Origin of the sequence: Pseudomonas sp. JAI111, assembly GCF_024809425.1 — a bacterium.
In the GTDB taxonomy this organism is placed as follows: domain Bacteria; phylum Pseudomonadota; class Gammaproteobacteria; order Pseudomonadales; family Pseudomonadaceae; genus Aquipseudomonas.
Window position 1 is genome coordinate 194102 of sequence record NZ_JANUCB010000011.1, and the last position, 22299, is coordinate 216400.

At 60.8% G+C, this 22299-nt stretch carries 13 protein-coding genes; 4 read left to right on the top strand and 9 right to left on the bottom strand.

Annotation, left to right across the window (positions count from 1 at the left end; genetic code table 11):
* Positions 1–3342 carry a maltose alpha-D-glucosyltransferase gene (treS, locus tag HNR03_RS27445; protein ID WP_259157200.1) on the bottom strand — a complete coding sequence of 1114 codons (3342 nt, stop codon included), beginning with the start codon at positions 3340–3342 and terminating at the stop codon, positions 1–3.
* Positions 3343–3507: 165 nt separating this feature from the next.
* Positions 3508–5502, bottom strand: a complete 1995-nt coding sequence (locus HNR03_RS27450) for an alpha-1,4-glucan--maltose-1-phosphate maltosyltransferase (RefSeq protein WP_259157201.1) — start codon at positions 5500–5502, stop codon at positions 3508–3510.
* Between the two features lie 207 nt (positions 5503–5709).
* On the opposite strand from HNR03_RS27450, the gene HNR03_RS27455 reads away from it, so the two are divergent.
* On the top strand, positions 5710–5877 hold the full coding sequence (locus HNR03_RS27455; RefSeq protein WP_222587044.1) for a hypothetical protein: 168 nt from the start codon (positions 5710–5712) through the stop codon (positions 5875–5877).
* A gap of 12 nt (positions 5878–5889) precedes the next feature.
* On the opposite strand, the gene HNR03_RS27460 is transcribed toward HNR03_RS27455, so the two are convergent.
* A complete protein-coding gene (locus HNR03_RS27460) occupies positions 5890–6402 on the bottom strand; it encodes an MgtC/SapB family protein (protein WP_259157202.1) in 513 nt (170 codons plus the stop codon).
* Positions 6403–6525: 123 nt separating this feature from the next.
* On the opposite strand from HNR03_RS27460, the gene HNR03_RS27465 reads away from it, so the two are divergent.
* From HNR03_RS27465 to mapR, 3 genes are all read left to right on the top strand, one after another.
* Positions 6526–6759, top strand: coding sequence for a DUF3203 family protein (locus tag HNR03_RS27465; protein WP_259157203.1), 234 nt, complete (start codon positions 6526–6528; stop codon positions 6757–6759).
* A gap of 195 nt (positions 6760–6954) precedes the next feature.
* Complete coding sequence (ccoG, locus tag HNR03_RS27470; RefSeq protein ID WP_259157204.1) at positions 6955–8385, top strand: cytochrome c oxidase accessory protein CcoG; 1431 nt, start codon at positions 6955–6957, stop codon at positions 8383–8385.
* Between the two features lie 130 nt (positions 8386–8515).
* The gene (gene mapR / locus HNR03_RS27475; RefSeq protein WP_222587048.1) at positions 8516–9925 is read left to right on the top strand and encodes a GntR family transcriptional regulator MpaR; all 1410 of its coding nucleotides are present in this window, start codon (positions 8516–8518) and stop codon (positions 9923–9925) included.
* Between the two features lie 118 nt (positions 9926–10043).
* Here mapR and HNR03_RS27480 read toward each other — a convergent pair whose 3' ends face one another.
* The 6 genes from HNR03_RS27480 to HNR03_RS27505 form a co-directional block, all read right to left on the bottom strand.
* The gene (locus tag HNR03_RS27480) at positions 10044–10790 is read right to left on the bottom strand and encodes an SDR family oxidoreductase (protein ID WP_090184618.1); all 747 of its coding nucleotides are present in this window, start codon (positions 10788–10790) and stop codon (positions 10044–10046) included.
* A 91-nt stretch (positions 10791–10881) separates the two neighbouring features.
* Positions 10882–12963 (bottom strand): bifunctional diguanylate cyclase/phosphodiesterase, encoded by a 2082-nt coding sequence (locus HNR03_RS27485; protein WP_259157205.1) that lies wholly within the window; start codon positions 12961–12963, stop codon positions 10882–10884.
* Positions 12964–13243: 280 nt separating this feature from the next.
* Positions 13244–14725, bottom strand: a complete 1482-nt coding sequence (locus HNR03_RS27490; RefSeq protein ID WP_222587050.1) for an efflux transporter outer membrane subunit — start codon at positions 14723–14725, stop codon at positions 13244–13246.
* Positions 14722–17829, bottom strand: a complete 3108-nt coding sequence (locus HNR03_RS27495) for an efflux RND transporter permease subunit (protein ID WP_259157206.1) — start codon at positions 17827–17829, stop codon at positions 14722–14724. Before HNR03_RS27495 ends, HNR03_RS27490 begins: the two co-directional genes overlap by 4 nt.
* Positions 17826–20930, bottom strand: coding sequence for an MdtB/MuxB family multidrug efflux RND transporter permease subunit (locus tag HNR03_RS27500; RefSeq protein WP_259157207.1), 3105 nt, complete (start codon positions 20928–20930; stop codon positions 17826–17828). Before HNR03_RS27500 ends, HNR03_RS27495 begins: the two co-directional genes overlap by 4 nt.
* On the bottom strand, positions 20927–22246 hold the full coding sequence (locus tag HNR03_RS27505) for an MdtA/MuxA family multidrug efflux RND transporter periplasmic adaptor subunit (protein WP_259157208.1): 1320 nt from the start codon (positions 22244–22246) through the stop codon (positions 20927–20929). Before HNR03_RS27505 ends, HNR03_RS27500 begins: the two co-directional genes overlap by 4 nt.
* Positions 22247–22299: the final 53 nt, after the last annotated feature.

Consider the following 22299-nt stretch of genomic DNA (forward strand, 5'->3'; position numbering starts at 1 on the left):
CTACTCTCCACCAAGATCGGAAAAGGGTTTAAGCCCACTCAATAATCCAAACAATCCATGCAATGGCACCGGCAACCAAGTGGGGCGATTTTCAGCCTCATACGCCACCTCATAGGCCGCCTTCTCCAGACCGAACAACGCCAGCGAGGCGTCCTCGCCTTCCGGATCTTGCCATGCATGAGCAAGACTAGCTGCCGCCAGCCGATAAGCGTCGACAAATGCCAGTTTTGCATCATTCAAATAACGGTCGGCTACCCGTTGTCGTGCCGCGCGGGCTTCGGCGGTGTTGTCGACGTTTTGCACATTGATCGCCATCGCCGCGGCGTAATCGAAGGAGCGCAACACGCCACTCACATCTTTATAGGGGCTGTGCTTGCCGCGTCGTTCGCTCAACGGCCGCGCCGGCTCACCTTCAAAGTCGATCAAGTAAGCGTCGCCCTTGATCACCAGCACTTGCCCCAGGTGCAAATCACCGTGGACACGAATACGCAAACCACCCACTGCTTTTTTGCCCAGCTCCTGAACATGGCTGAGGATGGTTTTTTTGTTGTCCAGTAAACGACTGACCAAGGTTTTGTCCGCAGGGTTCAGTTCGTTTTGATGCTCTTTAAGCAGTTTCAGCGCGTGGTCCACCTGCGCCGCCACGTCCTTGGCCGAAGCCAGGGCCTCTTTTTGCGTGGTGACCTGTGGGGCGAAATCCCCGTTGTCGGTCGGCGCAGCCAGTACCTGGTGCATCTCACCAAGTCGTTGGCCGAGCATGCCGGCGAAGTCCTTGAGCTCGCCCAGCGCGTTGTAATGCTGCTCCTGCTCCGACATGGCGTCGGCCAGTTCATCGCGCAGCGCCCGCTCGAGGTTGTTCTGGGTCCATTCCCAGGCGTCGCCCTGATTGCTCAGATAGCCTTGGGCGATCATCAGCAGATTGTCTTCACCGTTTGCATCGCGGCGAATCACCGAGCCCAGCAGCGGCGAGATGTTGGCGAACCCGGCCTGGGTCAGATAAGCACTCATCTCCAATTCCGGGTGCACGCCGGTGGCGATTTTACGGATCAGCTTGAGCACCATGCTTTTGCCGACCACCACCGAACTGTTGGATTGCTCGGCGGACAGGTAGCGCACTTCTGACTCGCCCGTCAGGCCCAGCTTGTTCAGCTCGGCGGTCGGCTCGAAGCGGATCTCGCCGCCATCCGACGGCAACACGGTGCTTTCCTGCATGCCCAGCACCACCGCGCGGATAAAACTTTCCAGGCTGAACGCATCGGTGATCAAGCCCACTTGCGGCCCACGTCGTACCCGCGACAGCGCCAGTTGCTGCGGCAGTGCCGGTCCGACCTGATCATCGGCAATAAAGCCGAACGGCAATTGATAGCGGCTGGTCTGGCCACCGCTGGTGACCTCGATCTCGCTCAGCAACACCGGACGCTGGGCATCGCCGAAGCGCACGCCGTAGGCCAGGTTGACCTTCTCGATGGCTGCATCCTTGCCGGCAAACCAGCGACGGTTCTGCAACCAGTTCGGCAAGATGCTTTGCTCCAGCGTGCCGCGTGACGGCGCTTCGAGCAGTTCTTCCATGCGTTTCTTCAACACCAGAGTGGTGAAGTCCGGCAGGCTTTGTGCCGGTTCAACGTGCCAACTAGGCATTTGATTCTCCGCCGCGAGTCCGAACCAATAAAAACCATAAGGCGCCAGGGTCAGCAGGAAATTCAGCTGACCAATCGGCGGGAAAGCGTTACCGCCGAGCATCTCCACCGGCACCATGCCGACGTATGCCGACAGGTCCAGCTCCGCCGCTTGCGCGCTGCGCGACACGTTGGCCACGCAGAGGATGATTTCGTGTTTGCCGTCCGGTCCGGTGAATTCCCGGGTGTAGGCCAGGATCCGCCGATTGGTCGGCGACAGCATTTTCAGGGTGCCGCGACCGAACGCCTTGGATTGCTTGCGCACCGCGAGCATGCGCCGCGTCCAGTTCAGCAGTGAATGTGGATCGCCGGCCTGGGTCTCGACGTTGACCGACAGGTAGCCGTATTGCGGGTCCATGATCGGCGGCAATACCAGGCTTGCCGGGTCGGCGCGGGAGAAACCGCCGTTACGGTCGATCGACCACTGCATCGGCGTGCGCACGCCGTCACGGTCACCGAGATAGATGTTGTCGCCCATGCCGATTTCATCGCCGTAATACATCGTCGGCGTGCCAGGCATCGACAGCAGCAGGCTGTTGAGCAATTCGACACGGCGACGATCGCGCTCCATCAACGGAGCGAGGCGACGGCGAATGCCCAGGTTAATCCGCGCCCGACGGTCGGCCGCGTAGTAATTCCACAGGTAATCGCGCTCTTTGTCGGTGACCATTTCGAGCGTCAGCTCATCGTGGTTGCGCAAGAAAATCGCCCACTGACAGTTGGTCGGAATCTCCGGGGTCTGGCGCAGGATGTCGGTGATCGGGAAGCGATCTTCCTGAGCCAGCGCCATGTACATGCGCGGCATCAACGGAAAGTGAAAGGCCATGTGGCATTCATCGCCACTCAGGCCCTTTTTATCGGTGGTACCGAAATACAGCTGGGTGTCTTCTGGCCACTGATTGGCCTCGGCCAGCAACATGCGGTCCGGGTAATTTGCATCGATTTCGGCACGGATCTGCTTAAGGACGTCGTGGGTCTCTGGCAGGTTTTCGTTGTTGGTGCCGTCGCGTTCGATTAGGTACGGAATGGCGTCCAGCCGCAAGCCGTCGATGCCCATGTCGAGCCAGTAGCGCATCACCGACAACACGGCTTTCATGACTTGCGGGTTGTCGAAATTCAGGTCCGGCTGGTGGGAGTAGAAGCGGTGCCAGAAATACTGGCCGGCGACCGGGTCCCAGGTCCAGTTGGACTTCTCGGTGTCGAGAAAGATGATGCGGGTGCCGTCGTATTTTTGATCGTCATCGGACCAGACATAGAAATCCCGCGCCGCCGAACCGGGTTTGGCCTTACGGGCGCGCTGGAACCAGGCGTGTTGGTCGGAGGTGTGATTGATGACCAGCTCGGTGATCACCCGCAGCCCGCGCTTGTGGGCCTCGGAGATGAACCGCTTGGCGTCGGCCAGGGTGCCGTAGTCAGGATGCACGCCTCGGTATTCGGCAATGTCGTAACCATCGTCGCGCCGTGGCGACGGGTAGAACGGCAACAGCCAGATGGTGTTGACGCCCAGGTCGGCAATGTAATCGAGTTTGGCGATAAGACCGGGAAAGTCGCCGATCCCGTCATTGTTGGAGTCGAAAAAAGACTTAACGTGTACTTGGTAAATCACCGCATCCTTGTACCAGAGCGGGTCTTTGATAAAGGTGGCAGCCTTGGGTTTCTTCGCCATTTGAAACTCCTGTTGAATTCGAAAAAACGCTGAGCCGATCACCAACCTCAAACGCGATGATTACCTGTGGGAGCGAGCTTGCTCGCGATGGCGGCATTGCCTTCAACACTTCTGTTGTCTGACGCACCGCTATCGCGAGCAAGCTCGCTCCCACAGGTCCTGCGTCTAAACGGTGATGCGCCAGATACCGAACGGCTGATAAGCGGGGTCGATCCGCATGAACTGATACTTGCCGTGCCAGGTCCAGCGGTGACCGCTCATCAAGTCCTCGCCCTGGGTGATGGCGTCGTCGGGCAAGCCCATTTCCCACAGCGGCAATTCGAAGTTCGCCTCCTGCACGTTATGCGGATCGAGGCTGACGGCCACCAGAATGAAGTTGCTGCCGTCCGCACTGCGCTTGCCGAAATACAGGATGTTGTCGTTCCACGCGTTGTAGACCTTCAAGCCCAAGTGCGTGTGCAGCGCCGGGTTCTGTCGGCGGATGCGGTTGAGCTGGGCGATCTCGGCAATGATGTTGCCGGGGGCATTGAAGTCCCGAGGGCGAATTTCGTACTTCTCGGAATTGAGGTATTCCTCCTTGCCCGGCACCGGCGCGGCCTCACAGAGTTCAAAGCCCGAATACATGCCCCACAAGCCAGAGCCCATGGTGGCCAGCGCAGCACGAATGAGAAAACCGGCTCGGCCGGACTCATGCAGAAACGCCGGGTTGATGTCCGGGGTATTGACGAAGAAGTTCGGCCGGTAGCATTCGCGCCATGGCGATTCATTGAGCTCGGTGAAATAGGTCGCCAGCTCTGTTTTGGTGTTGCGCCAGGTGAAGTAGGTGTAGCTCTGGGAATAACCGACCTTGCCCAAACGCGCCATCATCGCCGGGGTGGTAAAGGCTTCGGCGAGGAAAATCACCTCGGGGTACAACGCCCGCACATCGGCGATCAACCATTGCCAGAACGGCAGCGGTTTGGTGTGAGGGTTGTCCACACGAAAGATCTTCACGCCCTCTTCGACCCAACCGACAACGATGTCACGCAATTCGACCCACAAACTGGGAATCGCGTCGGTGGCATAGAAGTCGACGTTGACGATGTCCTGGTATTTCTTCGGCGGGTTCTCGGCGTATTTGATCGTGCCGTCCGGGCGCCAGTTGAACCAGCCCGGATGCTGCTTGAGCCATGGATGGTCCTGGGAACACTGGATGGCGAAGTCCAGGGCAATTTCCAGCCCGTGGCCAGCCGCCGCTGCGACCAATCGGCGGAAGTCTTCACGGGTGCCGAGTTCGGAGTGAATCGCCTCGTGCCCGCCTTCCTCGCTGCCAATGGCATACGGGCTGCCCGGATCGTCGGGGCCGGCCGTCAGGGAATTGTTCGGGCCTTTACGGAAGCTGCGGCCAATCGGGTGGATCGGCGGGAAATACAGCACGTCGAAACCCATGTCCTGGATCATCGCCAGCCGCGAGTGCACGTCATTGAAGGTACCGTGACGCGCGGGGTCGTCCGTGATCGAGCGCGGAAACAGCTCATACCAACTGGCGAACTGGGCCAGCTCGCGCTCGACATCCACCGGGAACTCGGGGCTGAGGCTCAAGTAAGCGCGATGATCGGCCTGCGCCATCAGGTCGGCGCTATGTTGGTGCAGAAACAGCGCGACCTGCTCGGCTTCGAGCAGACCGGACAATTCATGGTGCAGCGCCGCCAGTTCTTCGCTCAGCGGCCCTTCGGAACGCTCAGCCGCTTGCTGAACCTGATGCCGCCCTTCCTGCAACTCCAGGCTGATGGGCACACCGGCCATGTGCTTTTTCTCGATCTCATAGCAGAAGCTGGCGTACTGATCGATCCAGGCTTCGATACAAAATACATAGCGACCCTGGTGCTCGACACGGAACTGGCCTTGCCAGCCGTTGTTGCCCAGCTCAGTCAGGGTCGCGCTTTGCCAGATATCCTCGCCATCGGCTTGCCAGCGAACCCTGACGGCCAGTTTGTCGTGACCGTCGGCGAACACTTTGCTGGTCACCACGACGTCTTGCCCTACCACCGCTTTGACGGCGAATTGGCCACCGTCGAGGGTCGGCATGACGTTTTCAATGGCGATGCGCGGCAGCAGCAACGCCTGCGACAGCGGCATGTGCGGGTTGTAGTTCAACTCAGTCGGTTTTTCAGCAGTCATCGAGCATCTCTCCTTTACGCCCCATGGACGCTCATGTGTCTGGTTTTCATTCACGCGGAATCGTCTGCTCCGGAATGAACTCACTTAGGTTCCGAGCGACAGGCGCGGGGAAAAGTTCACGCCCATTTACCGGGAATCAATTCCGTGACCTGTGGGTCAACAAACTTAAGCACGACTTACGCCATGTACCACAAGGAGGCTTCAATCATGAGTATTCCGATCCCCGCCGAAACACCGGACCCGAACATCGACCAGCCGACCATCCCGCCGACGGACCCGGCACCGGCTCCCGAACAGGAGCCGCCGGGAACCACCCCACCGCCTCGGGAAGAGCCTCCCAATACCATGCCGCCCGTTATCGTCACGCCTGAGTGATGACTGGCGTCGCTAGGGTCTCTCCTGCTCGTCCTTATCCCGGTCGAGCATTTTCACGACCTTGGGCATCACACTGAAAATCACCAGCGCGAGCAACGTACTGAACACCGCCGTCGCCTCGCGCCCCAAGCCGGCCGACACCCCGATCGCCGCCGTCATCCACAACCCGGCGGCGGTGGTCAGGCCTTTGACGTGGCCTTCATCGCCCTCCTGGTTTTTCAGGATAGTGCCAGCGCCGAGAAAACCGATCCCGGCGATCACGCCCTGCACCACCCGACTCATGGCGTCGGCCTGGGACCCGGACATCTGCGGCACCAGTACAAACAAGGCCGCGCCCAACGCCACCAGCATGTGCGTGCGAACGCCTGCCGCCTTGCCCTTTTGCTCGCGTTCAAACCCGAGAATGCCGCCCAGCAGCGCAGCTATCAGCAACCGTACGGTGATGCGCGTCAGTTGCGATGCATCGCCAATGTCGGCGAATTCCGCTTGCAGCGTTACCCAAACCTCATGCCACCAGGCGTTCATGGTGCAAATCCTTGTGATTGCTCGTTAGAGCATGGACCGCACCGACCATTAATCGGTTGCACCGAACGATGATCCGCCGCGGTGCCCTAACACTGTAGAACCTATAGAGAAAAGGACACCTTCATGACTGTGCGCATCGAAAACCAGACATGCTTTTTCACCACGGAAAACGGTGAAGAAATTCGCCTGTGCCCCGACGTCACCATCATCACTGACTCGGATAAAGCCATGTCGGCGGTGGAACTCAACGGCCAGCGCATCTACATCACCGAAGCAGAAGCTGACGCATTGACCGTAGCAGGCGCTGTGGACGGTCGCAGGCATTTGAAGGCCACCGACAGTGATTCGGTGATTTGACTGACCCGCATCAACACGTCCCGCAGGCGACCGATACAGGCGCCTGCATCCTGTTGATCCGGGTGCATCAAGTTGTCGCAGGCAGCGCATCAGCGTCCATCTGATCCGCATTTTATTGCAATACCTGAGTCTGTTATGCAAACAGATCGCTGGTCATAGTGCTCATGCCTGATGGAGGCTGATGAGCGACAGACCATGAGCGATAGAATCCCCGTCCGAACCGTAGAAAGCGCCCCGCCAGTAATGACCTATGAGCCTTCGCGTCCAAAGATGAAGGCCAAGTCCAGCGACAACCTGATTCACACCCGCAGCTTCACCGGCCTGTTCCGCACCCTGCGTCTGAGCGGTGCCGGATTTCTGTTTTTGCTGTTCTTCGGCACCGTGTGGTTGAACTGGGGCGATCGTCAGGCGGTGCTTTGGGACCTTTCCGAAAGCAAATTCCACATCTTCGGCGCGACCTTCTGGCCGCAGGATTTCATCCTGCTCTCGGCGTTGTTGATCATTGCCGCGTTCGGCCTGTTCGCGATCACCGTGTTCGCCGGCCGGGTGTGGTGCGGCTACACCTGCCCGCAGAGCTCGTGGACCTGGATTTTCATGTGGTGCGAGAAGATCACCGAAGGTGAACGCAACCAGCGCATCAAGCTGCAGGCCGCACCGTGGGGCCTGAACAAACTGCTGCGCCGCTCTGCCAAGCACACCTTGTGGCTGGCGATCAGCCTGCTGACGGGCCTGACCTTTGTCGGCTACTTCACGCCGATCCGGCCCCTGGCCGAAGAGCTGCTGACCTTGCAGATGGGCGGCGTCAGCCTGTTCTGGGTGCTGTTTTTTACCGGGGCGACGTACATCAATGCCGGCTGGCTGCGTGAAGCGGTGTGCATGCACATGTGCCCGTATGCGCGATTCCAGAGTGTGATGTTCGACAAGGACACCCTGACCATTTCCTATGACGTGGCCCGTGGTGAAAACCGTGGCCCGCGCAAACGTGAAGTGAAACCGGCCGACGTCGGCCTCGGTGATTGCATCGACTGCCAGTTGTGCGTGCAGGTTTGCCCGACCGGGATCGACATTCGCGATGGCTTGCAGATGGAATGCATCGGCTGCGCGGCGTGCATCGACGCCTGTGATTCGATCATGGACAAAATGGGCTACGCCCCCGGCCTGATCAGCTATACCTCAGAGCGTGAGTTGCAAGGTGGCAAGACCCGCCTGTTGCGGCCACGGTTGATCGGTTACACCGCCGTGCTGCTGGTGATGATCGGCGCCCTCGTCCTCGCCCTGGTCGAACGGCCGATGGTCTCGCTGGATGTCAGCAAGGATCGCGGTCTGTTCCGTGAGAACAGTCAGGGACAGATCGAAAACATCTACAGCCTGAAGGTCATCAACAAGACTCAGGTGCGTCAGGACTATCAACTGAGCCTGGTGGAGGGCGATGGCTTCCAGCTGCAAGGCAAGACCGAACTGAGCCTGGCACCGGGTGAGATTGTCGATATACCGGTGTCGGTGGCCCTGTTGGCAGAACGGCCGAGCAGCAGTTCGCAGATGATCAGTTTCAAGATTGTCGACAGCGATGAGCCGGATGTTTATAGCGAAGCGAAGAGCCGGTTTGTAGCACCGATGAACCGTTAAGGCTTTAGACTGCGGGGCGCCATTCGCGAGCAAGCTCGCTCCCACAAGGACACTGCAATACCTGTGGGAGCGAGCTTGCTCGCGATGCAGTCACCTCGACTTTTCTGACTGAATCACATCCAGGCACTTGATGAAACGCTACGAAAAATTCGCCGACGACATCGCTGAACTGATCCGCTCCGGCGTCCTTGGCCCCGGCCAGCGCGTGCCGTCGGTGCGCTACGCTAGCCAGACCTACGGGGTCAGCCCGTCCACGGTGTTCCAGGCCTACTACCTGCTCGAACGCCGGGGCCTGATCCGCGCCCGGCCGCGTTCTGGCTACTTCGTCAACGCCCATGCGCCGAGCCCGTTTTCGGAGCCGGTGATCAGCAGCCAGGTCAACGAATCCACTGAAGTCGACGTCAGCGAACTGGTGTTTTCGGTGCTCGACTCGATCAAGGACCCGACCACAGTGCCCTTCGGCTCGGCGTTTCCCAGTCCGACCCTGTTCCCGCTGCAAAGGCTGTCGCGCTCACTGGCCAGCGCCGCCCGGGACATGGACCCACGCATGGTCGTCACCGACATGTCGCCGGGCAACCCGCAACTGCGCCGACAAATCGCCCTGCGCTACATGGTCGGCGGGCTGATGCTGCCCATGGAAGAACTGCTGATCACCAACGGTGCGCTGGAAGCGTTAAACCTGTGCCTGCAAGCCGTCACCGAACCCGGCGACCTGGTAGCCATCGAAGCACCGGCGTTCTATGCCTGCCTGCAAATCCTCGAACGGCTGAAGCTCAAAGCCGTCGAAATTCCGGTGCACCCACGCGACGGCATTGACCTTGGCGTGCTCGCGCAAACCCTCGAACGCCATCCGATCAAGGCGTGCTGGTGCATGACCAGTTTCCAGAATCCCATGGGCGCGACCATGCCCGAGGCCAAGAAGCAGGAACTGGTTGAATTGTTGCGCCGCCACCAAGTGCCGCTGATCGAAGACGACGTCTACGCCGAACTCTATTACGGCCAGCAAGCGCCGAAACCGGCCAAGGCGTTCGATACCGAAGGGTTGGTGATGCACTGCGGTTCGTTCGCCAAGAGCCTGGCCCCCGGCTACCGCATCGGCTGGGTCGCCGCCGGGCGTTATGCGCAGAAAATCGAACGGCTGAAACTCATGACGTCGCTGTGCGCCTCGATGCCGGCCCAGGCCGCCATTGCCGACTACCTGCAACACGGTGGCTACGACCGACACCTGCGCAAACTGCGTTACGCCCTGGAAGAACAGCAAAGCGCCATGCTCGCCGCCATTGCCCGCTACTTCCCGGCGCAGACACGCGTCAGCCAACCAGCGGGCGGTTACTTCCTGTGGCTGGAGTTGCCGCCGCAGATGGATTCATTGAAATTGTTTCAGATGGCACTGGCGCAGGGCATCAGCATCGCCCCGGGGCCAATCTTTTCACCGACCCAGCGGTTCAGGAACTGTATCCGGCTGAACTACGGGAGCCCGTGGACCGAGGAATCGGAGAAGGCGATGGAGACGCTGGGGCGGATTGTGCGGTCGTTCTGACACTGATCGTTCCCACGCTCTGCGTGGGAATGCCGCCACGGACGCTCTGCGTTCGGCTCTGGATGTGACGCAGAGCGTCACGGGATGAATTCCCACGCAGAGCGTGGGAACGAGCCTGTTAACGGCCACCACCGAGATCGACAAAAGTCCCGGTTGCGTAAGAAGCCTTGTCCGACAACAGCCAGATAATCGCTTCCGCCACTTCATCCGGCCGTCCGCCCCGGGCCATCGGAATGCCTGATTCGAGTTTGCTAACCCGGTCCGGATCACCGCTTAGCGCATGGAAGTCTGTGTAGATATACCCCGGACGCACTGCGTTGACGCGAATGCCCTCGCCTGCTACCTCTTTGGACAGGCCAATGGTGAAGCTGTCCAGCGCGCCTTTCGATGCAGCATAATCCACGTATTCGTTGGGCGAGCCCAGGCGCGAGGCCACCGAAGACACGTTGACGATGCTGCCACCCTGCCCGCCATGCTTGGGCGACATGCGCAGGACCGCGTGCTTGGCGCAGAGAATCGGTGCCAGGACGTTGGTTTTAAGGGTTCTGAGAATGCGGAATTCGGACATTTCGTCGACACGGGACTTTTGCCCCACCGTGCCGGCATTGTTCACCAGCGCGGTGACCCGGCCCAGTTCGGTGTCCACCCGGTGGAACAAGCCGATCACTTCATCTTCGATGCTGACGTCGGCGCGTACCGCGATGGCTTGGGCGCCCAGCGCGCGGACTTGCTCCAGCACACGTTGCGCAGCCGCTTCGTCAGCCTGATAGTTGATACAGATCCGATAGCCCTGCGCGGCGGCCAACAGCGCGGTTGCGGCGCCGATGCCACGGCTGCCGCCAGTGATGAGAATGACTTTGTCCATGTGAGTGTCCCCTAACAAACCTAAGCAGTCGGGGCCAAGAATAACCGCCATTGCCGGCTTTTGCATGGGCTCACATCAATCACACGGCCCTTCAACCGACAGCCCGTTGTTCCCCGCGATGGATGTCGATCATGAAGCGATCCGCGGGCAGCGGGTGCCCCAACAGGTATCCCTGCAACGAGTCGCAGCCCAGTTGGGTCAGGAAATCCTGCTGCACGCCGGTCTCCACGCCCTCGGCAACAATGCGCAGGCCCAACGCCTGACCGAGGGCAACGATGGCCGACACAATGGCCGCATCGTCGCTGTCGTGTTCCAGATCGCGGACAAAACCACGGTCAATCTTCAGCTCATTGGCCGGCAGGCGCTTGAGATACATCAAACTCGAATAGCCGGTGCCAAAGTCATCGATCGACAGGTCGACGCCCATTTCCGAGAGTTCCTGAAGCACCGTCATGCTAGCGTCGGCGTCGCTCATGGCGGTGGTTTCGGTGATTTCCAGGGTCAGGCTGTTCGCCGGCAACTGATGGGTAGCCAAGGCTTTGGAGACGCTGTTGACCAGGCCCTTGTGGCAGAACTGCAACGCCGAGAGGTTCACCGCGATGCGCCAGTCGGTGTAGCCCTGCAGGTACCACTCGCGCATCTGACGGCAGGCTTCGTTCAGCACCCATTCACCGATGGGAATGATCAGCCCGGTCTTTTCCGCCAGATCGATGAACCTGTCCGGCAGCAGCATGCCCTGAGTCGGGTGCTCCCAACGCAGCAGCGCCTCGGCGCCCACCGGACGACCATTGCCGGCGTCGAATTTGGGTTGGTAATAAAGGCTGAACTGTTGCTGATCGAGAGCGTTGCGCAAATCCTGCAGCAATTGCAGCTGGATGCGCGCGTTGCTGTTCATCGAGGCATCGAAAAAGCTGTAGCCGTTTTTCCCGGCGCCCTTGGCGTGGTACATCGCCGCGTCGGCGTTCATCAGCAATTCCTGGGCTGTCTGGCCGTTGCCCGGAAACAGCGCAATGCCGACACTGGCGGAAATCTGCAGATCATGTTCGGCGACCCGGAACGAACTGCCGATCAGCCCGACTTGCCGAGCCGCGAGGTCCAATGCATCGTTCGGCTCGCTGAGCCGCACCAATAGCACAAACTCATCGCCACCGATTCGCGCCAGGGTGTCCTGGCTGCGCAAATCCTCACGCAGGCGCAGGCCGACTTCACGCAGCAACTGGTCGCCCATGTGGTGACCGAAGGCGTCGTTGACCGGTTTGAAGCCGTCCAGGTCGATGAACATCAGCGCAAAACAACCGCCCTGCTCGTTCACCTTGGACATGGCTTGCTCGATGCGGTCGGCGAGCAACATGCGATTGGGCAAGCCGGTCAGGGTGTCGTGCAGGGCCAATTGGGTCAGCTCACGATTGGCTTCCGTCAGGGAGCGCGCGAGGTCGGCGGTGCGCGCTTCAAGACGCGCATCCAGCACCGACGTCAGCAACGCGATGCTCAACACCGCCAGCGTGGTGATCAGTACCAGGTTGTCCAGGCCCTTGCCGTTCAAGCCCGTGATCGCGGCACCGCAGTAGCTGCCATCCGGGAAACGCGCCGCGGCCATGGCGGTGTAGTGCATGCCAACGATGGCCAGGCCCATGATGACCGCGGCACCTGCACGCAACAGGCCCACGTACGGTGTGTGCTGACGCAGGCGAAAAGCGATCCACAACGCCGCGCCGGATGCACCGACAGCGATCAGCAGCGACGCACTGAACAGCGTCGGGTCGTAATCGATACCCGGTTGCATGCGCATGGCGGCCATGCCGGTGTAATGCATGGCACTGATCCCAGCGCCCATGATCAACGCGCCGAACCCCAATTGCCAGCCGGGCAGGCGCGGCTGGCTGACCAGCCACAAGGCAAAGCCACAGGACAGGATCGCGGTTAACAGCGACAAGGCCGTCAGGGTGAAGTCATACCCCAGATCGATGGGCAATGTGAACGCGAGCATGCCGATAAAGTGCATCGACCATACGCCAACGCCCATGGCCAAGGCGCCGCCCGCCGTCCACAGGAACACGGCCCGGCCTTTGGCCGTGGCAATGCGTTCAGTCAGGTCGAGCGCCGTATAGGAGGCGAGAATCGCGACACAGAGTGAAATGACGACCAGCGTGGGTGAATAGCTACCGATGAGCATGTGGCTTCTCGCAATCGCCCTGCCGTACTGCTTCCGTTCTCGGCTTGGCAAATCCGGCGATTGTACTGATTGCGCAAAAGAACGCACTGACAATAATGGTCAAATGGCCATCAACCCGATGAAACGCTTGTTTGATAATTTTACTTTCGTGCCAGAACGGAGTGTGCCGATCGTTCCCACGCTCTGCGTGGGAATGCCGCCAGGGACGCTCTGCGTCCCATGCCAGGCCGGTCCAGTCGGGCATCCCGGCGGGGCGAGGGAACGATCAAGATCCGCCGGATCAATCCTTATCGCTGACCTGAAGCTGCCCGTCCCAGCCACCACCCAGCGCCGCGATCAACTGCACACTGGCGATCAGGCGGCTCTGCAACAAACTCAGCACGTTGCGTTCGTTATTCAGCGCCGTGGCCTGAACCACCACCACATCCAGATACGCAATCAGCCCGGCCTTGTACTGGTTCTGGATCAGGCGCAATGACTCACGCGCCGCATCCAGCGCTTCCTGGCGCACGCCCGCTTCGTCCTCCAACACCTTGAGCTGTACCAGATAGTTTTCCACCTCGCGGAAACCATCGAGCACGGTCTGGCGGTACTTGGCCACGGTTTCGTCGTAGGCCGCTTCACTGCGATCGACTTCAGCGGAACGCTGGCCGCCGTCGAACAGGGTCATGGCCAACTGCGGCCCGACCGACCAGAAGCGGTTCGGCAAGCTGATCCAGTTGGCAAAGGTGCTGCTGCTGTAGCCGCCATTCATGCTCAGGGTCAGGTCCGGGTAGTACGCGGCCTTGGCCACGCCGATGTTGGCATTGGCCGCCATCACCGAACGCTCTGCGGAAGCGATGTCCGGGCGGCGTTCAAGTAACTGCGAAGGCAGGCTCAGCGGCACTTCGGGCAACGCCGGGATATCCTTGGTCTCGGCCAGGGTGAACTCGGCAGGCGGCAGCCCGATCAGTACGGCAATGGCGTTCTCGAACTGGGCACGCTGCCAGATCAGGTCGACCATGTCCGCCTGGGTGGTTTTGAGCTGAGTCTGCGCCTGGGCCACCGCGTCCTTGCCGGAAACACCGGCGCGGTATTGGTTTTCGGTCATTTTCAGCGAGCGTTGATAGGCTTCGACGGTCGCTTCCAACAGGCGCTTCTGCTCGTCGATCACCCGCAATTGCAGGTAATTTTGCACCAGCTCCGATTGCTGGCTCAGGCGCATCGCCGCCAGGTCGGCAAAACTGGCCTGGGCATTGGCCGTGTCAGCTTCGAGGCCCCGGCGCAACTTGCCCCATATGTCGGCTTCCCAACTGACACCGGCCTGCGCGGTGTAGGTGTCACGAATGCCGCTGGAGGAACTGGTCAGGCTCGAATTGCTGCTGCCGGTGCCCTGGCTGGAGCGGCTTTTACTGACGGTCAGGTCCACCGTCGGAAAAAACGCGCCCCGGGCACTGCGCACCAACGCCTGGGCCTGACGGTACTGGGCTTCGGACTGGGCAACGGTCTGGTTGGAACTGTTGAGTTTTTCGATCAGGCCATTGAGCTGCCGGTCGCCATACAACTCCCACCAGGCGCCGCGCGCCAGGGAGTCGCTGGGCTTGGCCTGACGCCAACCTGCCGCTTCCTTGTATTGCACCGGCGTCGCGGCCGGCGGGCGCTGGTAGTCCGGGCCGACAGCGCAAGCGCTGAGCATCGCCACGCACAGCGTCAGGCTCAGTAGACGCGAGCCCCGGGCCGCCGCCAACGGGGTGGCCAGATTGATAAGCGATCGGTCAGTCATAGCGGAGTTTCCAGAGCAGCATCGGTACGCACTCCACGCCATTTGTTGAAGCGATGGCGCAGTTTGTCGAGGTAGAGGTAAACCACCGGTGTGGTGTAAAGGGTCAGCACCTGGCTGAAAATCAGTCCGCCAATAATGGTCAGGCCCAGCGGCTGACGCATTTCCGCACCTTCGGCGCGGCTCAGCAGCAAAGGCAACGCGCCGAGGATCGCCGCCAGGGTGGTCATCAGAATCGGTCGCAGACGTTGCAGGCAGGCGCTGCGGATCGATTCCAGCGGCGTCAGGCCTTGGTGCCGTTCCAGTTGCAGCGCCAGGTCGATCATCAGAATGGCGTTTTTCTTCACCACGCCGATCAGCAGGAACAGCCCGAGCAGCGAAATCAGGCTGAACTCACCGCCCAGCGCATAGATCGACAGCAACGCGCCGACCCCGGCCGACGGCAGCGTCGACAGAATGGTCAGCGGGTGGATATAGCTTTCATACAACACACCCAACACCAGATACACCGCCACCAGCGCGCCCAGAATCATGAACGGCTGGCTCTTCTGGGTAGCGGCGAAGGCGTCGGCGGTGCCGGCCATTTTCACGATCACGTCTTCCGGCATGCCGAGCCGGGCAATCGCCCGCTCGATGGCCGCCGTGCCCTGCTCCACCGTCACGCCTTCAGCCATGTCGAAGGCAATGCTTTCGGATGCGAACTGGCCTTCGTGGCTGACGCGGTCGTCTTCCAGGCTGTTTTCGTAATGAGCGATGGTTGAGAGCGGAATCCGCGCGCCGTCGGCGGTGATCACCTGCACCTGCTTGAGGGTGATCGGGTCCTGGGCGTATTTCGGATTGACCTCCATCACCACTTGATACTGATTGAGGCTGTCGTAAATCGTCGAAATCTGCCGCTGGCTGTAGGCGTTGTTCAGCACGGCGGTGACCATGTTCATGTCGACGCCCAGGCGCTTGGCCTGATCGCGATCGACAATCAGCGTCACCTGTTGCGCGCCGCGCCCCTCGCGGGCGTCAATCGCGGTCAGTTCCGGCAACGCCTTCAAGGCTGCAACAACTTTGGGATACCACTCGCGCAACTCGCCGAGGTCGGCGCTTTGCAGGATGTAGGAATATTGCGACGTGGTTTGCTCGCGACCGCCGCCGAACTGCAGATCCTGGTCAGCCATCAGCATCAATTGCGCGCCAGGCACCTTGGGCATTTCCTTGCGCAGGCGCTCAATCACCTTCTGCGCAGAAATGTTGCGTTCCTTGATCGGTTTCAGACGCACCAGCATGAATGCGTTGTTGGTGCCGTTGGTGCCGCCAATGAAACCGGCGACACTTTGCACCGCGTCGTCTTTGAGAACGGCGCGGCGAAAGATTTCCATCTTCGGCTGCATGACGCTGAACGACAATCCGTCATCGCCGCGCACGAAACCGATCAGTTGGCCGGTATCTTGTTGAGGCATAAAAGTTTTAGGAACAACAACATACAGCGCGATGTTAACGCCAACGGTCACCAGCAAACTGAGCAACGTCAGTCGACGATGACGCAGCACCCAGTCGAGGCTGGTCGCGTATTTACCGACCATCCACTCGTTGGCGCGCTGGCTCCAGCGCTGCAAACGGTTCTCCTGGCCCGGCGTGTGCGGCTTCAACCAGCGCGCACAGAGCATCGGCGTCAGCGTCAGGGAAACCACCAACGAGACGACGATGGACGCCGCCAACGTGATGGAAAACTCGCGAAACAGGCTTTCGATAATCCCGCCCATGAACAGGATCGACAGAAACACTGCCACCAGCGAGACGTTCATCGACAGCAAGGTGAAGCCAACTTCCTGCGCCCCAAGGTACGCAGCCTTCATCGGCGGCACGCCCTCATCGATGTGCCGGGAAATGTTTTCCAGTACCACGATGGCATCGTCCACCACCAACCCGGTCGCCAGGATCAGCGCCATCAGAGACAGGTTGTTCAGCGAGAACCCGTAGAGGTACATCACCGCAAAGGTGCCAACCAGCGACACCGGCACTGCCAGGGTCGGAATCAGCGAAGCGCGGAAATTGCCGAGAAACAGGAACACCACCAGAATCACCAGCGCCACCGCGATCAGCAGGGTCATTTCCGCTTCGTGCAGGGTCGCCTTGATCACCGGCGAACGGTCCATCGCCAGGTTCAGCTTGACGCTGGCCGGCAGCACGGCTTGCAACGCCGGGAGCTGGGCCTTGATCTCGTTGACCGTCTCGATGATGTTGGCGCCGGCCTGGCGGTTGATCACCAGCAATACCGCCGCGTCGTTATTGAAGAAACCGCTGTTGTAGCGGTCCTCGACGCCGTCGCTGACCTTGGCCACGTCCTTGAGGCGCAATGCAGCGCCGTCGGCGTAGTGAATGATCAGCGACTCGTAATCCTTGGCTTTTTCCAGCTGATCGTTGGCCTGAACCTGCCACAGCCGCTGGCTGTCTTCGACCGAGCCTTTGGGTCTGCGCACGTTGGCGTTGGCGATGGTGTTGCGCACATCGTCCAGGGCCACGCCGTACTGGTTGAGCGCCTGGGGTTCGAGTTCGATACGCACGGCCGGCAACGAGCTGCCGCCAATCTGCACTTCGCCCACGCCCTGCACCTGGGACAGGCTCTGGGACAGAATCGTCGAGGCCAGATCGTAGAGCTGGCCTTTTTCCAGCACATCGGAGGTCAGCGACAGCACCATGATCGGCGCCTGGGACGGGTTGACCTTCTTGTAGGTCGGCATGCTGCGCATCCCGCTCGGCAGCAGGTTGCGCGAGGCGTTGATCGCCGCCTGCACTTCCCGCGCCGCGCCGTTGATGTCGCGGTCGAGGTCAAACTGCAAAATCACCCGGGTCGAGCCCTGGCTGGAGCGGCTGCTCATGGTGTTGACGCCGGCAATCGCGCCGAACGAGCGCTCCAGCGGCGTGGCCACGGTCGAGGCCATGACCTCGGGACTCGCACCAGGCAGGCTGGCCTGGACCACGATCACCGGGAAATCCATCTGCGGCAATGGCGCCACCGGCAACAGGCCGAAGCACACACCGCCCAGCAGCATGATCGCCAATGAGAGCAGCATGGTTGCCACGGGACGCTTGATGAACGGTCCTGAAAGATTCATGGCTGCTCTACCGCTTCCACGGACTCACGTTTACGACCCCAGCGCCGACCTAGGCGATCGAAATACAGATAGATGACAGGCGTGGTGAACAGCGTCAGGACCTGGCTCACCAGCAAACCACCGACCATCACCAGACCCAAAGGCTGGCGCAATTCGGCGCCGGAGCCGGTGGCCAGCATCAAGGGCACGGCGCCAAACAACGCGGCAAGCGTGGTCATCAGAATGGGCCGGAAGCGCAACAACGCCGCCTGATAGATCGCGGTCTGCGGGTCCATGCCCTGATTGCGCTCAGCGTCGAGGGCGAAGTCGATCATCATGATCGCGTTCTTCTTAACGATGCCGATCAGCAGAATGATGCCGATGATCGCGATCATCCCCAGGTCATTGCCGCTCAACAGCAGCGCCAGCAAGGCGCCGACCGCCGCCGAGGGCAAGGTCGAAAGAATGGTGATCGGGTGAATGTAGCTCTCGTACAACACGCCAAGCACGATGTACATCGTCACCACCGCCGCCAGAATCAGCAGCAAGGTGCTCGACAAGGATGCCTGGAACGCCTCGGCTGCGCCTTGAAACTGCGTCTGCACGCCAATCGGCATGCCAATGTCCTTCTGCACCTGATCGATAATCTCGACCGCATGCCCCAGCGCCACGCCGGGCGCAAGGTTGAACGACATCATCACCGCCGGGAACTGGCCGATGTGGGTGATCGCCAGTTGCGCCTGTCGCTCCTCGATGTGCGCCAGGCTGGACAGGCGCACTTGCCCGCCGTCGGTGGTCTTGACGTGAATCTGGTTCAACGCATCCGGGCCGATCTTCTCGCCGGACTGCGATTGCAGCACCACGCGGTACTGGCTGGCCTGGGTATAAATGGTGGAAATCTGCCGCTGGCCGAAGGCGTCGTACAGCGCGTCGGTAATGTTCGACACCGACACCCCGACCCGCGACGCCGCATCGCGGTCGATCACCAGGTAAACCTGCAACCCCTTGTCCTGCAAATCACTGGCGACGTCCGTCAGCTCCGGCCGTTGCGCCAGGGCTTGCACCAGACGCCCGCTCCACAGGCTGAGCAACTCCGAATCCGGCGAGGACATGCTTAACTGGTATTGCGTGCGGCTGACACGGTCTTCGATGGTCAAGTCCTGCACCGGCTGCATGAACAGCCGGATACCGACCAGTTTGTCCAATTCCGGTTGCAGGCGAGCGATCACTTGGGTCGCGCCCAAATCGCGGCTGTTGTGGGGTTTGAGGTTGATCAGCAGGCGACCGCTGTTCAACGTCGAGTTGTCACCGTCGACACCGATGTAGGACGACAGGCTTTCGACCGCCGGATCGGCAAGGATCACCTTGGCCAGCTCCTGCTGGCGCTCGCTCATCGCCGCAAAGGAAATCGATTGCGGTGCTTCGGAAATGCCCTGGATAACGCCCGTGTCCTGCACCGGGAAGAAGCCCTTGGGCACCACCATGTACAGGAACACCGTCAGCGCCAGCGTGCCGATGGCCACCAGCAAGGTCAGCGGCTGGTGCTTGAGCACCCACTGCAACCTGCGCCCATAGCCGGCGATCATCCAGTCAATTGCTGCGCCACTGGCGCGGTAGAAGCGGCCCTGCTCTTCTTCCTTCGGCTCACGCTTGAGCAAACGCGCGCACATCATCGGCGTCAGGGTCAGGGAGACAACCAGGGAAATCAGGATCGCCACCGCCAGGGTGATCGCGAACTCACGGAACAACCGCCCCACAACGTCAGCCATGAACAGCAGCGGGATCAGCACCGCGATCAGCGAAAGGGTCAGGGAAATCAGGGTGAAACCGATCTGCTTGGCGCCCTTGAGCGCGGCATTCAGGGGCGTGTCCCCTTCTTCGATGAACCGGGAGATGTTCTCCAGCATCACGATGGCATCGTCCACCACGAAACCGGTGGCGATGGTCAGGGCCATCAAGGTCAGGTTGTTGACCGAGAACCCGGCCAGGTACATCACGCCGAACGTACCGATCAGCGACAGAGGCACGGCCACCGTCGGGATGATCGTGGCGCTGGCCCGACGCAGGAACAGGAACGTGACCATCACCACCAGCGCGATGGCGATCAGCAACTCGTGTTGCACGTCGGTGACCGAGGCGCGAATGGTCTGGGTGCGGTCAGTGAGGACCGTGACGTCGAGGCCCGCCGGCAGGTTGTCGGTGATGCTCGGCAACAAGGCCTTGATCCGGTCGACCACCTCGATGACGTTGGCGCCGGGCTGGCGCTGAATGTTCAGCAGCACGGCCTGGTTTTCATTGGCCCACGCCGCCAGACGCTCGTTCTCGGCGCCATCGACGATTTCCGCGACGTCCTTGAGCCGCAACGGTGCGCCGTTGGCGTAGGCCAGAATCAGGTTGGCGTAGTCCTTGGGCGATGTGAGTTGATCGTTTGCATCGAGCATCGAAACCCGGGTCGGGCCGTCGAAGTTGCCCTTGGGCTGGTTGACGTTGGACGCGCCGATCAAGGTGCGCACGTCGGACAGGTTCAAACCGTTGGCCGCCAGGGCCTCGGGGTTGACCTTGATCCGCACCGCCTGACGCTGTCCGCCGGCAATGCTGACCATGCCGACACCGCTGATCTGGGCGATTTTCTGCGCCATGCGGGTGTCGACCAGGTCATTGAGCTTGGGCAGCAGCATGGTCTTGGAGGTGATCGCGAGGGTCAGCACCGGGGTGTCCGCCGGGTTGACCTTGTTGTACACCGGCGGTGCCGGCAGGTCCTTGGGCAGCAAATTGGTGGCGGCGTTGATCGCGGCCTGCACCTGCTGCTCGGCGACGTCCATGTTGATGTCGAGGCTGAAACGCAGGGTCAGCACCGAGGCACCGCCGGAGCTGGTCGACGCCATCTGGGTCAGGCCGGGCATCTGTCCGAATTGACGCTCCAGCGGCGCGGTGACGGCACTGGTCATGACGTCCGGGCTGGCGCCGGGGTACAGCGTCATCACCCGAATGGTCGGGTAATCGACTTGCGGCAATGCCGACACCGGCAATAGCCGATAAGCGATGATCCCGGCCAGGATAATCGCCAGCATGCTCAGGGTCGTGGCGACCGGGCGAAGGATGAACAGCCGCGAGATGTTCATGCGCCGTCCTTTTTCGCCTTGTCGGTGGTGGTCGCAGGCTCAGTCGAGCTGGCCGCCGATTTGCCCTGCAAGTGGCCGGTCGGGGTGGTCGGTACGTCCTTGGTGTCGTTGACCACTTCGACTTCGCTGCCTTCCTTCAGGCGGTCGGTGCCTTCCAGGACCACGCGATCCCCGGCAGCGAGACCTTCGGTGACCACGGTGTTCTGACCGTCACTGGCGCCGACTTTCAACTGGCGGATCGTGACCTTCTTGTCGCCGTCCATTGCATAGACGAACGTGCCGTTGGTGCCGAACTGAATCGCCGCCGACGGTGCGAGCACCACGCCTTTGAGGGTGTCGGCCAGCAGGTGGACGTTGACGAACTGGTTGGGGAATAACACCTGATCGCGGTTCTCATAGCGCGCCTTGAATTTCAGGGTGCCGGTGGTGACGTTGATCTGGTTGTCCAGGCTCTGCAACACGCCCGTGGCCTGCAACTGCGTGTCGCCACGATCCCAGGCTTCGGCGATCAATTTGGCGCCGGTGCGATAGCGCGCCAATACGACGTCGAGGCTGTTTTCCGGCAAAGTGAAGGCGACGCTGATCGGCTGGGTCTGGGTGATGATCGCCAGCGCCGTGGTGTCGTTGGCGGCCACCAGGTTACCGACGTCCAGCTGCCGCAGGCCCACACGCCCGGCAATCGGGGCGCGGATCTTGGTGAATTCCAGATTGAGTTTGGCGTCGTTGACTGCCGCCTGATTGGTCTTGACCGTGCCCTGGTACTGGCCGACCAGCGCTTCGGCGGTGTCCAGGGTTTGCTTGGCGATGCTGTCTTCCTTGAACAGACCCCGATAACGCTCGACATCGACCTGGGCGTTTTTCAATTGCGCCTGGTTCTGCAGCAACGTGCCTTCGGCCTGGAGCAAGGCGTTCTGGTAAGGACGCGGGTCGATTTCAGCCAGCAGGTCGCCGGCCTTGACCATCTGCCCTTCTTCGAAGGCAATCCTCATCAGCTCGCCGCCAACGCGGCTGCGCACATTAATGGTGTTGAGTGCGGTGACCGTGCCCAACGCCCTGTAGTACAGCGGGAAATCACCTTTGACCGCCGGCGCTACACGCACCGGGATCGGTCCGGTCGCCCCGCCGAAGCCCGGACGCATGCCTCCCGACTTGCCGGTGTGCCCGGCGACGGCTTTCGGAGCTGCACTTTCCTTCTGGTGACTGCCGGCAGGCCAGAATTTCCAGCACAGCCCAGCGATGACCAACAGGACAAGCAGGCCGAGCAGCCAGCGACGAGGATTACGGGAAGCAGAGGATTGCATGGAATGATCAACCATTGGGCGCGTGAGCTTTTTTCTACGGGAGGCTGAACGATAAGCACTGGCGGGTA

Excerpts from the sequence above, each read along its gene's own strand:
- treS (WP_259157200.1), bottom strand. The coding sequence starts at position 3,342 with ATGGCGAAGAAACCCAAGGCTGCCACCTTTATCAAAGACCCGCTCTGG.
- HNR03_RS27450 (WP_259157201.1), bottom strand. The coding sequence starts at position 5,502 with ATGACTGCTGAAAAACCGACTGAGTTGAACTACAACCCGCACATGCCG.
- HNR03_RS27455 (WP_222587044.1), top strand. The coding sequence starts at position 5,710 with ATGAGTATTCCGATCCCCGCCGAAACACCGGACCCGAACATCGACCAG.
- HNR03_RS27460 (WP_259157202.1), bottom strand. The coding sequence starts at position 6,402 with ATGAACGCCTGGTGGCATGAGGTTTGGGTAACGCTGCAAGCGGAATTC.
- HNR03_RS27465 (WP_259157203.1), top strand. The coding sequence starts at position 6,526 with ATGACTGTGCGCATCGAAAACCAGACATGCTTTTTCACCACGGAAAAC.
- ccoG (WP_259157204.1), top strand. The coding sequence starts at position 6,955 with ATGAGCGATAGAATCCCCGTCCGAACCGTAGAAAGCGCCCCGCCAGTA.
- mapR (WP_222587048.1), top strand. The coding sequence starts at position 8,516 with ATGAAACGCTACGAAAAATTCGCCGACGACATCGCTGAACTGATCCGC.
- HNR03_RS27480 (WP_090184618.1), bottom strand. The coding sequence starts at position 10,790 with ATGGACAAAGTCATTCTCATCACTGGCGGCAGCCGTGGCATCGGCGCC.
- HNR03_RS27485 (WP_259157205.1), bottom strand. The coding sequence starts at position 12,963 with ATGCTCATCGGTAGCTATTCACCCACGCTGGTCGTCATTTCACTCTGT.
- HNR03_RS27490 (WP_222587050.1), bottom strand. The coding sequence starts at position 14,725 with ATGACTGACCGATCGCTTATCAATCTGGCCACCCCGTTGGCGGCGGCC.
- HNR03_RS27495 (WP_259157206.1), bottom strand. The coding sequence starts at position 17,829 with ATGAATCTTTCAGGACCGTTCATCAAGCGTCCCGTGGCAACCATGCTG.
- HNR03_RS27500 (WP_259157207.1), bottom strand. The coding sequence starts at position 20,930 with ATGAACATCTCGCGGCTGTTCATCCTTCGCCCGGTCGCCACGACCCTG.
- HNR03_RS27505 (WP_259157208.1), bottom strand. The coding sequence starts at position 22,246 with ATGGTTGATCATTCCATGCAATCCTCTGCTTCCCGTAATCCTCGTCGC.